This is a genomic window from Rheinheimera soli (genome assembly GCF_021290985.1).
Classification (GTDB): domain Bacteria; phylum Pseudomonadota; class Gammaproteobacteria; order Enterobacterales; family Alteromonadaceae; genus Pararheinheimera; species Pararheinheimera soli.
This window is the reverse complement of the sequence record NZ_JAJOYU010000007.1, coordinates 61,247-75,389: the sequence shown is the minus strand read 5'-3', so window position 1 is coordinate 75,389 and position 14,143 is coordinate 61,247. Positions and strand designations below refer to the sequence as shown.

At 46.2% G+C, this 14,143-nt stretch carries 12 protein-coding genes; 8 read left to right on the top strand and 4 right to left on the bottom strand.

Features of this window, described 5'->3' with window-relative positions; all coding sequences use genetic code 11:
- Positions 1-65: 65 nt before the first annotated feature.
- A complete protein-coding gene (gene aceK, locus LSG37_RS06980; RefSeq protein ID WP_233079203.1) occupies positions 66-1,811 on the top strand; it encodes a bifunctional isocitrate dehydrogenase kinase/phosphatase in 1,746 nt (581 codons plus the stop codon).
- 64 nt (positions 1,812-1,875) lie between these two features.
- Positions 1,876-2,553 (top strand): tRNA-uridine aminocarboxypropyltransferase, encoded by a 678-nt coding sequence (locus LSG37_RS06975; RefSeq protein WP_233079202.1) that lies wholly within the window; start codon positions 1,876-1,878, stop codon positions 2,551-2,553.
- Here LSG37_RS06975 and LSG37_RS06970 read toward each other — a convergent pair.
- Positions 2,504-3,316, bottom strand: coding sequence for an alpha/beta fold hydrolase (locus LSG37_RS06970; RefSeq protein ID WP_233079201.1), 813 nt, complete (start codon positions 3,314-3,316; stop codon positions 2,504-2,506). The genes LSG37_RS06975 and LSG37_RS06970 overlap by 50 nt on opposite strands.
- A complete protein-coding gene (locus LSG37_RS06965) occupies positions 3,307-4,320 on the bottom strand; it encodes a DUF2817 domain-containing protein (protein ID WP_233079200.1) in 1,014 nt (337 codons plus the stop codon). The genes LSG37_RS06970 and LSG37_RS06965 overlap by 10 nt, the downstream gene beginning before the upstream one ends.
- 175 nt (positions 4,321-4,495) lie before the next feature.
- Here LSG37_RS06965 and LSG37_RS06960 point away from each other — a divergent pair, with 175 nt between their 5' ends.
- Positions 4,496-4,738 (top strand): hypothetical protein, encoded by a 243-nt coding sequence (locus LSG37_RS06960; protein ID WP_008900690.1) that lies wholly within the window; start codon positions 4,496-4,498, stop codon positions 4,736-4,738.
- 94 nt (positions 4,739-4,832) lie between these two features.
- On the opposite strand, the gene LSG37_RS06955 is transcribed toward LSG37_RS06960, so the two are convergent.
- The gene (locus LSG37_RS06955) at positions 4,833-5,345 is read right to left on the bottom strand and encodes a GNAT family N-acetyltransferase (protein WP_233079199.1); all 513 of its coding nucleotides are present in this window, start codon (positions 5,343-5,345) and stop codon (positions 4,833-4,835) included.
- A gap of 64 nt (positions 5,346-5,409) precedes the next feature.
- Entirely contained in the window at positions 5,410-6,927 is a 1,518-nt protein-coding gene (locus LSG37_RS06950) for an alanine/glycine:cation symporter family protein (RefSeq protein ID WP_233079198.1), read from the bottom strand.
- A gap of 346 nt (positions 6,928-7,273) precedes the next feature.
- Between LSG37_RS06950 and LSG37_RS06945 the strand changes: the two genes are divergently transcribed.
- The 5 genes from LSG37_RS06945 (at position 7,274) to LSG37_RS06925 (ending at position 14,082) form a co-directional block, all read left to right on the top strand.
- Positions 7,274-8,332: a sensor histidine kinase gene (locus LSG37_RS06945; RefSeq protein WP_233079197.1), complete on the top strand. Its 1,059-nt coding sequence runs from the start codon at positions 7,274-7,276 to the stop codon at positions 8,330-8,332.
- Complete coding sequence (locus LSG37_RS06940) at positions 8,329-9,414, top strand: sensor histidine kinase (protein ID WP_233079196.1); 1,086 nt, start codon at positions 8,329-8,331, stop codon at positions 9,412-9,414. The genes LSG37_RS06945 and LSG37_RS06940 overlap by 4 nt, the downstream gene beginning before the upstream one ends.
- Positions 9,401-10,132 (top strand): LytR/AlgR family response regulator transcription factor, encoded by a 732-nt coding sequence (locus LSG37_RS06935; RefSeq protein ID WP_233079195.1) that lies wholly within the window; start codon positions 9,401-9,403, stop codon positions 10,130-10,132. Before LSG37_RS06940 ends, LSG37_RS06935 begins: the two co-directional genes overlap by 14 nt.
- Before the next feature lie 205 nt (positions 10,133-10,337).
- Positions 10,338-10,655, top strand: a complete 318-nt coding sequence (locus LSG37_RS06930; protein ID WP_233079194.1) for a DUF3718 domain-containing protein — start codon at positions 10,338-10,340, stop codon at positions 10,653-10,655.
- 352 nt (positions 10,656-11,007) lie between these two features.
- Positions 11,008-14,082, top strand: a complete 3,075-nt coding sequence (locus LSG37_RS06925) for a di-heme oxidoredictase family protein (RefSeq protein WP_233079193.1) — start codon at positions 11,008-11,010, stop codon at positions 14,080-14,082.
- Positions 14,083-14,143 lie beyond the last annotated feature (61 nt).

Here is a 14,143-nt window from a genome sequence, read left to right as displayed (position 1 = left end):
CCAACAATTGATATCTGGTCGGATTTCAGTTATTTCTGAACTAAGGTACTTCAGGAAATGTGGTTATGCTGCAAGCTACAGAAATAGCTGATCTTATTTTAAAGGGCTTTCGCCGCCATTTTAGCTTGTTTCAAAAAATCACCGCTTTGGCCCAGCAAAGTTATGCCCAAAAGAACTGGTTGGAATTACAACGTATCAGCTCAGAACGTATTTCTTATTACGATTTAAGGGTGAGCGAAACCCTGGCTTTACTGCAGCAAAAGCTGACAGGCACTGAATTAAATGACTGTTTGTGGCAACAGGTGAAGCAACAGTACCAGCAGTATTTGTTATTTCATCCTCAGGCTGAGCTGGCTGAAACCTTTTATAACTCGGTATTTTGCCGTTTGTACGAGCGTAAGTATTTTCATAATCAGAATATTTTTGTCGAATCAACCTTAAGCAAACAACGCCTGCCCGCTCCAATAGCTTCGGTGTATGAAAGTTATTTTCCGGCTCAATATGGCTTAAAACAAAGCATCAGAGCTATTGTTGCCAGCTTTCATTTGCAGGCACCTTTTGTTGATTTAGAGCGGGATATCCGCCTGCTGGTCCGCACTTTTATCGGTCAGTCCAGCCATGGTCACTTCCCTGTGCACTTGGTGCGCTTTGATATTTTAAAATCGTTATTTTTCCGCAACAAAGCGGCTTATATTGTGGGGCGGGTGGTAACTCCAGACGGGCAGCAGCCTTTTATTATTCCGCTGCTGCATGATGAAGATCAGGGTGTTTATGTCGATACGCTGATCACAGATCCACAACAAATGACCATTATTTTTGGTTTTTCCCGCGCTTATTTTATGGTGGAAATGACGGTGCCCTCGGCTTTGGTGCATTTTCTGAAAGAGCTGCTGCCGCATAAAACTCTGGCCGAACTCTACTCATCCATTGGCCTGCATAAACAAGGCAAAACCGAGTTTTACCGTGAACTGCTGACACATCTGGATAAATCCAGCGATCAGTTTGTCGCAGCGCCAGGTATCAGGGGCATGGTGATGATGGTGTTTACCCTGCCCTCTTTCCCTTATGTGTTTAAAGTGATCCGCGACAAATTTGCCCCAACCAAAGAATTTGGCCGTGACACCGTCAAAGCCCGTTATCTGCTGGTGAAAAAACACGACAGAGTGGGCCGTATGGCCGATACCATGGAATACTCAGACGTTGCCCTGCCGCTCAACAGATTCAGCCCGGAGCTACTGGAAGAATTGCAGCAGAGCATAGCTGGTTCAATGCAGATTGAAGACGATAGAGTCATTATCAAACACTTATATATTGAGAGACGCATGCTGCCCTTGAACTTGTATTTAGAGCAGGCAAGCTATGAGCAAAAAGCGAAGATGATGGCGGATTATGGTCAGGCGCTGAAAGACATGATTGCCGCCAATATTTTCCCTGGTGATATGCTGCTGAAAAACTTTGGTGTCACCCGCCACAGCCGGGTGATTTTTTATGATTACGACGAAGTGCAGTACCTGCTGGATGTCAATTTCCGCACTATTCCAAAAACCGATAACTACGATGATATGTTAAGCAATGAGCCCTGGTATTCGGTGGGCCCTGGTGATGTATTCCCTGAACAAATTACCACTTATGTCACAGCACAAAATGATATCCGCCAGATGTTAATTCAAAGCCATCCTGAACTGATGGATGCAAGCTACTGGCAGGAGAAACAACAGCGAATTCGTGATGGCGTGGTCGAGGATGTATTTCCTTATCCACAAAGCCAACGTTTTAAAGCTTTGTATGAAGCAGAGTATGCAAAAGACTAAGGCTTAAGTACAATGCCGCCGCCCGTTCAGGCATGGTGTCTGGCGGTAAGAAAGGATCCGGTTTGTGTCTCATATCAATTCAGTGATGGCGCTGCGAGAGCGCGAATTACAAAAAACGGTCCGGGTATTTAATGCCCGTGGTAGCCGTGTTATTCGCTGCCCTTTGTGTTTATTGCCGGTGCCGGATTGTATTTGCGCAGCCAAACCCAAACCATCCAGCCGCAGTGCCTTTTGTTTTGTTATGTACAAAGGCGAAGCTTATAAGCCCACCAATACAGGGCGTTTAATTGCCGATGTAGCGCCGGAAAACTTTGCCTTTGTCTGGGACAGAACCCAACCTGATCCAGAGCTTTTAGCTTTGCTGGAAAATCCCCGTTACGCCCCGATAGTGGTATTCCCTCAGCAATACGCGGCGGCTGAGCGTTGTATCAACCAGGTCAAGACTGGCGATAAAATTCCACTTTTTGTGATGCTGGATGGAACCTGGCGTGAAGCTAAGAAGATGTTCAGCAAAAGCCCTTATTTAGATGGTTTTCCTGTGCTTGGCATTCAACCAGAAAAAAGCTCGTTGTATCAGTTGCGCGAAGCCGCCCATGAACATCAGCTTTGTACTGCTGAAGTAGGCATTGCCGTATTGGAGTTGGCCGGAGATCAGCAGGCAAGTGAGGATTTAGCAGCCTATTTCACCACCTTCAGGCGCAATTATATTGCCGGTAAACCTCATTTAAATTTTGATCTATAACGCTGACCAGCCACTGGGTCGCATCCAGAGGCAAGTCATGGCCTGCAGTAGGATGTGTCAGTAAAGGTGCATTGAGTTGATTGGCTAAAGCTACGCTGCACAGGGGCGACACCAGTTGATCCGCCAGACCAGACACAATAAACACCGGACATAGTGGCCTGAGCTCAGAGCGAAAACGACTGGCAGCCCAAAGCTGACGTAATGCATTGATGCGACTGACGGGGTGTTCTATAGCCCATTGCTGCCATTGTTTTAAAACCTCAGGCTGCAGTGCTGAACTGACCGTCATTTGCCATATCAGCTCTTCGCGTTGTATCGGGCCTGCCAACACAGATAACAATACTTTTAAGTAATTACGCATCTGCAGTCTGTGCCAAAACGGGCTTAAACCGGCACTACTGCTGTTAATCATCGACAGAGACTTCACCTGCTGTGGCGCATCAAGCGCCCAGTCCAGCGCCAGCATACCACCCATGGATATAGCCACCAGATGAAGCGGCCTCCCCTGATACTGTGGGTAGCGCTCTGCCCATTGGTGTTGCAGTTGTTGCCGTAACGCAGGCACTGAAGTGGCAGATCTCTGTTGGTTTAACACCCCACAACCAGGTAAATCCAGCGTCAATACCGGCCGCTGAAGTTTTTCGCTTAACAAGGCTGGAAAGTCCAGCCAGTGCCTGCTTTCACGTAATAAGCCACGCAGCAGCAGCACCGGGGTTTGATCCGCAGTTAATTCCATCTGGTCAGTACCATAAGTCAGTACCATAGCTCCATTGCCTCTTGCCTGAGCATGCGTGGATGCATCGCCCGCCGCCACTGCTGGTGTGACGCTGTGGCTGCTATTAAAAAATGAAACAAGGTTAAATGAGTACGCAGTACCCGTTTTACCCTATGTGGTTTAACCGGATGGAACAAACCTAAACTGGATAACAACTGAAAGGGGTTTTTGCGCACCCAGTTCCATGAGCCCATTTCCAGAGTTAAAGGTAAAAACACTGTGCTGTGCTGCAACGACTCGTCGTACAAATAATCCCATAAATCGCCATGACATAAATAATGCAGCGACTGAGGTTCAAACTGGTATGCCTGATGCGGATAGCTGTCAAACAATAGCTGGCGTAAGCGGTAGAGTTCGGCTAAATGTGGCAGAGGTTTACGGCTTTTGGCATAAGGAAACCAGATCCTGTCGACCTGACCAAAACCAGAGTGACAATCCAGCACCATGCTAAAAGAGCTTTGAAATAACTTTTGCCGCACCAGCTCAAACAACACCTGATTTTCAGCTTCGGGTTGTTCCGGGTTGCCTCTGAACCAGGGCAAACGAGCTGAATACTGCTGTCCTCCTACTAAAAACGCCGCTTTATCTTCACAGTGCACTGGTGCGTTACGCATTAAATCCACACCATTGCCATTACTGCGCCTGTGAGTCGCCATACCTACAGGATTCACCATAGGTAAAAATAAAACATTCAACTGGCTTAACTGATGCTGCAAACCATGATCCCATTCCAGCCTTTGCAGCAAACTTTCCAGAAAGGCAATCAGCACTGCAGAACCAATACGCTCCAGCCCATGCACACCACCTGTTAGCAACAGCGTAGGTTTAGTCGCATCAAAAGTGGCCAATTCAATTAGATAACTGGGGTATGAATGCAGGCCAGCTTGAAAGCGTGCCAATTCTGTGGCTTTTACAGTGGCAGGTAAAGTATCGATCAGCGCCTCCAGCCGGATCAGTTCAGGTAACAGAGAACGTTGTCTTTTGTTTTGCACAGTCAAAGCCAATGAATTGAATTATCACCAGAATAAAAGGTTGTAAGGCTGGCGTTTTACTTTTTTTGATGAACTTTTAATGACAGCAATGGCCTTAGAGCGCTGGGATAAAACTCTGGTAATCAGCCTTTAAGCCATGCATACTTTTATTCACTCATTTCATCGGAGACTCTTTATGCGTTTTGCCATATTGCTGCTGGTTCTGTTGCAAAGTGCCTGTTCATACAGCCCTAGGAACTCAGATGAATGGTGGTATGAAAGAATGCAACGCGATCATCGTTCTCAGTGCAATCAGCTTCCGGCTCAGGTTAAAGCTCAATGTCTTGAACGTCAGGGCGGAACTTATGAAGAGTATTTAAAACAACAAAATCAGCAACAGCCCCCTACAACACCAGCTTCTGAGTCAAAAAATCAATAAAAAACGCACTCTGGGGTTCACCTCTCCTTCGCTGTACTGCAGTATCCCATCACTGAAGCAAAAAGCTTGCACCTTCATCTGTCAAAGTAGCAGGTTATTTATTTAACTGAATACGGTAAAAATCGACCATTTCATTTTTATCCGGCACCAGCACCTGACCAGCCTGATCAAAACCCAGTTTCTTTAACAAGGCCTTAGACGCCAGATTGGCGGGTGACACTATAGCAACTACTGTGTTTAAAGCAGTCTGTTCTGCGGCATAAGCCAATACAGCCACTGCAGCTTCATAGGCATAACCCAAACCAAAAAACTCTGGCAGATAGGCATAACCTAAATCGGTTTCGGCTAAAAAGTCGCGTTTAATCAGGCCACATAAACCTATGGCTTGGCCCTGCTGATTTTCAACCAGCCACATACCATAGCCATGCTGTGCATAACTGGCGATCGCACCTTGTCGCAAATTCTGTTCTGCATCTTCAACAGTACGAACACCTTTATCGCCTATATGCTGTAAGAAGCTGGGATCGTTATAGAGGCCTAAGGCAAATTCAGCATCACTTAGCTGAAGTTCACGCAACGTTAAACGCTCGGTTTTACAAATCAACATAAATTCCCTTTCAGTTAAAAAATAAGGAGCCCAAAATGGCTCCTTATTTCGCAGAGTTCTGTTGTTACTTCAGCTCTTTCTGCTGTTGTTCCAAGCGTTTTTCCCAGAAAGTAGCATTTTTAATACCTAACTTCACCGGGTCAAAGGTCACAGGACCGCCGTTCTTTTTCTGCTCTTCATAATCGCGTAAGCAGCGCATGGTCGGCTTGTACATAAAGAAAATAACCAAGATGCCAACGACATTCACCCAGGCCATAATACCCACACCCAGATCGCCTATATTCCAGATATAACCAGCGCTGTTTACAGTGCCATAGGCCACCATAAACATCAGCACTAACTTAAAGACCAGGTTAGGCAATTTGTTGTTTAATATACGGTTTAAGTAAGCCACATTGGTTTCTGTGATGTAGTAGTACGCCAGAATAGTGGTAAAAGCGAAGAAGAAAATTGCAAGTCCTGCAAACACCTGACCAAACTGACCAAAGACACTATGCAAAGCCATTTGAGTAAAGGCTGGTGAAGCAACTTGTGTGGCTGCGTCCACATTCTGCACTATCATAGTGCCTGCACCTGTGACCGCATTAAAATCTTCAGTTTGTACGTTGTATTGCCCAGTGATCAAAATCATTAAGGCCGTTGCGGTACAGACAAATAAAGTATCCACATAAACAGAAAAGGCCTGCACTAAACCTTGCTGAGCCGGATGATCAACTTCTGCCGCTGCTGCGGCATGAGGGCCTGTGCCCTGACCTGCTTCATTGGAATAAATACCCCGTTTCACACCCCAACCTATAGCTGCACCAAAACCAGCCTGAGCAGTAAATGCATCGCTAAAGATTAAACCAAAAACTGCAGGCACTCTGTCCAGATTCAGGAACACCACAATCAGCGCCAGCACTATGTAACCCAGAGCCATAAAAGGCACCACAATTTGGGTAAAGTTAGCGATGCGTTTGATACCACCGAAGATGATAAAAGCCAGAATGATTAGGATAAAAGCAAGGCCAATAAGTTTGTTACTTCCGACTTCACCAAAGCTGGTGACCACCGCTGTACCTTCACCAAAAACTTGCGTAATAGCGTTACCTACCGCATTGGCCTGAACACCTGGTAAAAAGATACCGCAGCCGATAATGGCGGAAATTGCAAACAAGATGCCCAGCCAGCGCCAGCCCAGGCAACGTTCAAAATAATAAGCCGGACCACCACGGTACTGACCATTTTCCTCGACTTTGTAAATCTGACCTAAGGTGGATTCGACATAAGCAGTACTGGCACCTAAAAAGGCCACTACCCACATCCAGAACACAGCACCTGGTCCGCCAAAACCTATAGCAGCAGCTACACCTGCAATATTACCTACACCAACCCGGCCAGATAAAGACACAGCCAAAGCCTGGAATGACGAAATACCTTTGTCGGATTCATTGTTATTCAACATCAGTTTGCACATTTCTTTGAAATGACGCACCTGAGCAAAACGAGTAAGAATTGAGTAAAACAAGCCTGCACCAAGGCAGAGGTAAATCAGCGCGGGGCTCCAGACGATGCTGTTCAGCGTACTAATAAAGCCTTCCATTTCCCTTCCTTATAATTATTCTGAGTTTAACTGTTAAAACGCCACATAATTTGCCATATCAAAAACGGAATAGCTAGGTAGCAAGCTGGTTGACCTGAGTTCTGCGTTAATTCGCAGTTCCGGTCGTTTTGATCAACACTTTACTTAACTGCAACAAGATACCGCAGCAAAAAGCGCAGGACCATTGTTATTTTACCGAAGCGAACACAATGGCTATCAAGGCGATACGGGCACAAGCAGATAAAACCCTTTGGTCACAACTTTAGGTCCGGTGAGCCAAAGCCCTTGTCGATTTCATGCTGACTTTGGTTATACTGGCTACAACAACCGCCGCAGGAGCAAGCCAGTGTTTAGTTTTCAAATCAAGCCTTTACTGCGCTACCACTGCCTGTTTTGGCTTATTATTTTTGCATTCAGTGTTTTGAGCTGGACGCTGGACTTTTTAATCTGGCAAAAATCTGAAGCGCTGCATTATCTGGGCATGAGTTTTAGCAGTGATGCAGCGGCTATGGTGGTCACCGGAGCTTTGCTGCTCTGGTCTCAATACAAAATAAACCAACACAATTTTGCGATGTGGCAATTCGTAGTGACAGCCTTGTTACTCACTTGCATTTATGTGCCTCTGGAAAATGCGTTCTGGCTAGTGTTAATGAAAAACGAACCTTTTGATCCCCGCATTTTGTTAAACAATCTGGACAGCAACACACTGGCATTTTTTGTCTGGACAGCACTGTATCTGGCCTACATTCTGAACCAGCAACGGCATTTCCGTCTGGCCGAATCATCCCGTTTAAGCCAGAAAATACAACAACTTGAATTGCAGGCGCTAAGACATCAATTAAATCCGCATTTTACCTTTAATGCCCTGAACTCTGTCTGCGCTTTAATAGAAGCAGAACGTTTCGAGGACGCCGAACAGATGTCTGAGCAACTGGCTTCTTTTTTACGATACTCCTTAAGCAGTTCACCAGACAGCCTGGTGCAACTGGCCGATGAGCTGGCCGCCATAGAAGTCTATCTCGCCCTGCAAAAAACCCGCTTTGGCAATAAACTCAAAGTCGACTGGAAAATTGATCAGAATGTTCGCCAGCACTTGATCCCGGCGTTGTTGCTGCAACCGCTGGTAGAAAACGCCATTAAATATGCAGTGGCCACCCAGCAACAAGGTGCCACTATTACTATTGCCGGACAGCAGCACAATGGTCAGCTTTGCCTGCAAGTTGAAGACGACGGCCCGGGAGAGCATGCCATCAAGCAAATGGGGCAAAGCTCAGGTGTAGGTTTAACCAATATTAAAAACCGGCTGAATCAACATTTTGGTGCAGCAGCGAGCTTAGTGGTTCAAGCAAAACAACAGGGGTTTCTGGTCTGTATTCAGCTGCCGTTACAAGGGGCAACTGCATGAGTTCAATGGCTGTATTTGAGGTCAACAAGGAAAGATTCTGGTACTGGCATTTAATGTTCTGGCTGTGCTACCTGCTGATCAAATTTGTGCATTTGGCTGTGCTGGTCCCGCTGGATAACAGGGATGTCTTTCCTTATCTGATGATTTACACTCTGATTAGCCTGGTGAACTTTGTAGTCACAGGTTATCTGGGGCAAAAAGAGCTGGCGCTGAATATCACCATCAAACAGCAGGCGGTGCGGCTGGCATGCTGGCTTATTCCACTTTGGTTAGTGCTGACACCAGTGCGCCAATACTTGATGATGAACTACGCTTTGCTGGCAACAGAAACTGATTCGCCACTGCGTTATGCTCTGGCTTTTAACCTGGTGTTGTTGCCCATAGCGGGTTGGTTTGCGTTGTTTTTAGTCTATAAAGCCAACTTACTCAACAGAGCAGAGTTCAGACAACAGCAGGAATTGGCTCGTCAGGCACGTATTGCCAGGTTAAAGGTATTACGCTATCAGTTAAATCCGCATTTTATGTTTAACACTTTAAACGCGCTGAATTCACTGATAGTGCAACATAAAGGACAGGATGCTGAAAATCTGATCCTACAGCTATCAACCTTCTTACGGCATTCACTGAAAAACCATACCGAACATTTGATCCCACTAAAAGAAGAACTGGATGCTCTGGCTTCTTATCTGGCTATTCAGCAGGTTCGGTTTGGTGAGCGACTGGAAGTAAACTGGCAACTGGATGAACAGGCCATGCAACAAAAAGTTCCACCACTCTTACTGCAACCTTTGGCTGAAAATGCCATCAAGTATGCGGTGTCTGAACTTAAAGGTCATGCCTGTATCGATGTCGAAGTAAGCCAACAATCTTCAGTCTTAGTATTAAAGCTGTCTGACAATGGCCCCGGTACTCAGTTGGCTGCGGGTTGGCCACAACAAGCCAGTTTTGGCAGCCTGCATAATCTGGCAGAACGTCTGACCTTGCTGTTTCATGGCAAAGCCAGTTTAAGCTTCAGTCAGCAGCAGGATAAATTTACCGGACAAATCTCTTTACCTCTGGAGTTACTGCATGCAGCAGATTAAAACTGTGATAGCCGACGATGAGCCGTTAGCCATCAGTAATTTAAAAGCCAAACTGGCCACCTACCCCACTATTCAGATCGATGCCTGCTTTGATAATGGCGATGAAGTATTGGCTTATTTACAAAGCAATGCTGTGGATCTGGTGTTTTTAGATATACAAATGCCCGGAATTAAAGGCATTGAAGTATTAAAGCAACTGAATAAATCCTCAGCCATGGCAGCCCCTTTAATTATTCTGGTGACGGCCTACGACAACTATGCCTTTTCAGCTTATGAGCATTTTGCTTTTGATTACCTGCTCAAGCCTGTTTCCCGTCAGCGACTGGCTCAAACTCTGCTGGATGCCAAAACAGCTTTGGATAAACAGAAGGATATGCCAGCAGCCATACCTCAAAGCAAACTGACATTCAAAACTGGTGCATCCACCTTGCTGCTCGATGATGTAGATATTCTGATGATTGAGGCTGCCGGAAACTATATGTGTGTATACACCTTAAGTGAAAATCTGATTATCCGCGAAACCATTAAGGAGCTGATGCAACGTTTACCTCATCAGTTTGCTCAGGTGCATCGATCCACCATAGTCAATTTGCACCATGTGCATAAGGTGCAACCCCACAATAACGACTATCAGCTGTTGCTTTCCAATGGCCAGACTGTTGCTGCATCCAGACGTTTTAAAGCAGATTGGTCTGCGCAATTATTGCCCGCCCGCTAGTATTTTCATCTCGGAAAATAGCCTGCCAAAGTTTAGAAACTGGCGGGCTTTTTTGTATCTTTTTTATGCAGAAAGTAACAAAAAGTAAGCTGTTACCTCCGGTCACTTTTACTATTCCTTTGGTCACAGAAGGCAGGAAAATAAAGGCTTTGGGCAGCAAAATACAGTTATGGCAAAAGCCATAATTAACCCAGAGGATAGCACTATGAAAGTATCATTAGTCTTTGCAGCCGCCGCACTGACCCTGTCTGCCACTGCCAGCGCTGAGCACTCTTTTACTCCGCATATTTACAATATTTTGCTCGCAACCTGTAGCCATGCTCAGAACGACGATCGTTTAGGGCTGCACAAAACCCTGAAAGCCAACAGACTCTCCAAACAAGCTGCAGTCGACAAGGTCCTTTGTAATGGACAACCATTAGTTACTTTTGCCCGCAATGCAAATGCAGACAAAGTAGTAGATATGCTGGCTCCCTATGAACGTCGCTCTAAAGTATCCATCTCTGATGTGGTGGCGCCTTAAAATCAGGGGTATCTAAGCCTTGGTTTTACACTGCAAGTTCTGGTACTTAATTGGTCTGTCAGTTCAGTTTTTGTCTGAGCTGACAGGCTTTAATCCTGCTTAAAAGAACATAGCGTCCCGTCACAAAATTGTCATTAGTGCCTATTTATCATCCACTCAGCACCAAAACCCCAAATTAGATACATAATTTATTCAGTTTTGTTTAATACATGTCGCTTTATCTTTGAACTGTATTGCTTTTTTAAAAAGTAGCCGTTTGAAAAACAGTACAGTTTTTAACAACAAAACACAGGTCACAGCAGTACATTGGCGTTATAAACCACCCACACAATCAATCTCACAGGAGATGAAGATGAATCCGCTCATCCTATACAGAACAAAACCCAGCTTGGGGTCGGGGCTGTCAGGCATGCGTAAAGCTCTGAGTTCAGCCTTGCTGTTAGCGCTTAGCACCACCGCCTATGCCGAGCCAGTTAACTTGGCTTTAAATAAAAAAGTCACAGCCAGCACCGAATTACGTCGGGCAAAAATGGCAGTAGATGGAGATGCAGGCAGTCGCTGGGAGTCAGCACACAAAGTGGCTCCAAGCTGGCTGGCTATAGATTTAGGTAGCGTCAGCCATATCGACCAGGTGCAGATTGACTGGGAAGATGCCAATGCTGAAATTTATGAAATTCAGGGCTCTGACGACAACAGCAACTGGACAACTTTATCAGTGCAGACTGGCGGTAAAAAAGGCAACAGAACAGATACTGTTGAGCTCAATGCTAAGTACCGATACCTGCGTATCTTTGCGACCAAACACAGTGCCAATAACGGCTATGGTTTTTCCATTTGGGAGCTGAAAGTAATAGGTACTGCTGGTGAAGACGCACCAACATCACCTGATGCTCCGCCAGCAGGCAGCAGCAATATAGCCAAAGGCAAAACTACTTATGCCAGCAGCCATTTGCAATCTTCTGCAAAAGCAGTGGATGGCAATACAGACAGCCGCTGGGAATCAAATCACCAGGAATCTCCTTCATGGATGTCGGTCGATTTAGGTTCAGTCAGTAAAGTAGAGCAAGTGGCTATTCATTGGGAAGCAGCTAACGCTGCCAGCTATGAAGTGCAGGGCTCGCTGGATAACAGCAACTGGACTACCTTAGTTACTCCTTATGTGGATGAGTTTGGCAATAGAACAGACAGATGGGATCTATCTGGTGACTACCGCTATATCCGCATCAATGCTTTAACACCAAGCTCCGGCAATGCATGGGGGTACTCAATTCGGGAGCTGGAAGTATTTGGCCAGACTGGCGAAGTTCCGCCCATTGAGCCTACGGATCCGGCTGATCCTGCGGACCCTGCCGATCCAACTATTCCGACTGAACCTACAGACCCAACGGATCCAACAGAACCAGGCCATGAACCTGTGCCTTTACCTGAAGGTGCTTTGCCACTCTTCCCTGAAAACACCGAAGTGGTGGAGCAAATTCAGTACAAAGAAGCAGATGGTACGCTAGTGACCTTTATGGGCGCTCGTCCGACAGAACGTCATGCCCGCGAACGGGGTGAAGCCTGGGATGCACCTGATCAGGGGCCAGGACGTTATTTGACCTTCCCACCCTTTTACTTCCAAAACCGTACTTTTGGTTTAGAAATACGTGACACTATTCCTGCCGGTGGTAACCGCATCGAAGTCTGGTTGCATGTTAACGAAGGCAGCTTCCGTGGCACCACCTTCAGCTTGTTCCGTAATATCGAAAATCCAAATGTGCGGGATTTTGGCTGGTCGCTGAACTATGGCTTTAATAATCCAAATGAAGGTGGTCAACCTTTATGTCATTCAGGTAAACGTGAATGCATGATGAGCTTTAATTCAAACTGGCGTACCAGCCCTCATAGCCCGCTGAAAGTGGGTGACAAAATTGAACTGGCACCAGCGCCACGTTTATTAGCACCTGTGCTGGACGGTGGTGGTGAGCGGTATTACTCCTTTGAACAGTTGTATATTGTAGGTGTAGGTATGAGACCCTGGTACGGTATAGCGCCAAACCTGGATTCAGAACCTCTGCCAACCCATACTCTGCTCGGCGGCGAAACCAGCGTGTCGTACAACTATTCGGAAGAACCTTTCCGTATGTTCCAGCAAATGGCTAACAATATTGGTATAGGCAATAGCTTAAGATTTGCCAAAGGCCGTCGTTTGTTTCATACCTCTTTTGCATCAGGTATTCACTCAGAATCCCCCACCCAAAACCCGGTATTTTCCGAGCACCAGAATCAGTTAGGACCACGTTATAACAACGAACGCTGTATTGGTTGTCACCTGAACAACGGCCGTAGCCTGGCATTACAAGCTGGCGCTAAACTCGATACCTACTCTGTTTTTACCGGCATGTTAGCAGATAACAAAGTAGTGGCAGACCCACTGTACGGTTTAACTATTCAGGCCAAAGCCAGAGCTGCTAATGCTGATGATTATTCAGTATCCGTAGCTGGTTATCAGACCGAAGTGAAAACGCTGCCGGATGGTACTGCAGTCGAATTGCAAAAACCTTTGTATGAGTTTAAAGGTCCGGTGCCAGAACTGTATTCAGTACGTCAGGCGCCACAAGTGATAGGTTTGGGCTTGTTAGAAGCTATTCCTGAGCAGGCCATTCTGGCCAATGTGGACATCAATGACGCCAATGGTGATGGCGTTAAAGGTGTGGCGCATTGGGTAGAAAACCCGGAAACAGGTGCAACTCAGCTCGGTCGTTTTGGCTGGAAAGCCACTAAAGTCAGTGCACGCCATCAGGCAGCAGAAGCTTTAGTTCAGGATATAGGTGTGACGTCGCCTGTGTATCCACAACGTTCATGCCAGAAAGGCGCTGCAGATTGTCAGCAACCTTCAGGCACTACTCATATCTCTGAAGGCGAGTTACAACATTTAACTCAGTATCTGGGTTTATTAGGTGTACCGGCACAGCGAAGTTTACGCAGTGGTTTCCCTGACGGTAGCCGCATATCGCCTGAACATGACGTAAACCCAGAGCTGATAGCTCAAGGTAAACAGCTGTTTGTGCAAAGCCAATGTGTAGCTTGTCACACCGCCAGCTTTACTACAGGCAACACTCACCCATTGGCTGAGCTGCGTAACCAGAAAATCCAACCGTACAGCAATTTATTACTGCACGATATGGGCCCTGGTTTAGCGGACAACCTGCCACAAGGTAAAGCCTCTGGTTCTATGTGGCGTACTGCGCCTTTATGGGGTTTAGGCAGCCTGAAGTATGTGCAGGGTGGCGAGGATAAAGTACGTTATCTGCACGATGGTCGTGCCCGTACTCTGGACGAAGCTATTTTATGGCACGGTGGCGAAGCCACTCAAAGCCGAAGCCTGTATGAAAACCTGACTGCTGAACAACGTACTGCAGTAAAAACATTCTTACAGTCCTTGTAATAGTTTGAAATCAATACAAAAAGCCGCTGTTCTTTATTAAGATCAAGCGGCTTTTTTATTG

Coding starts and splice junctions, on each gene's coding strand:
- LSG37_RS06930 (WP_233079194.1), top strand. CDS start 10,338: ATGAAAGTATCATTAGTCTTTGCAGCCGCCGCACTGACCCTGTCTGCC.
- LSG37_RS06925 (WP_233079193.1), top strand. CDS start 11,008: ATGAATCCGCTCATCCTATACAGAACAAAACCCAGCTTGGGGTCGGGG.
- LSG37_RS06935 (WP_233079195.1), top strand. CDS start 9,401: ATGCAGCAGATTAAAACTGTGATAGCCGACGATGAGCCGTTAGCCATC.
- LSG37_RS06940 (WP_233079196.1), top strand. CDS start 8,329: ATGAGTTCAATGGCTGTATTTGAGGTCAACAAGGAAAGATTCTGGTAC.
- LSG37_RS06955 (WP_233079199.1), bottom strand. CDS start 5,345: ATGTTGATTTGTAAAACCGAGCGTTTAACGTTGCGTGAACTTCAGCTA.
- LSG37_RS06970 (WP_233079201.1), bottom strand. CDS start 3,316: ATGGTACTGACTTATGGTACTGACCAGATGGAATTAACTGCGGATCAA.
- LSG37_RS06950 (WP_233079198.1), bottom strand. CDS start 6,927: ATGGAAGGCTTTATTAGTACGCTGAACAGCATCGTCTGGAGCCCCGCG.
- LSG37_RS06960 (WP_008900690.1), top strand. CDS start 4,496: ATGCGTTTTGCCATATTGCTGCTGGTTCTGTTGCAAAGTGCCTGTTCA.
- aceK (WP_233079203.1), top strand. CDS start 66: ATGCTGCAAGCTACAGAAATAGCTGATCTTATTTTAAAGGGCTTTCGC.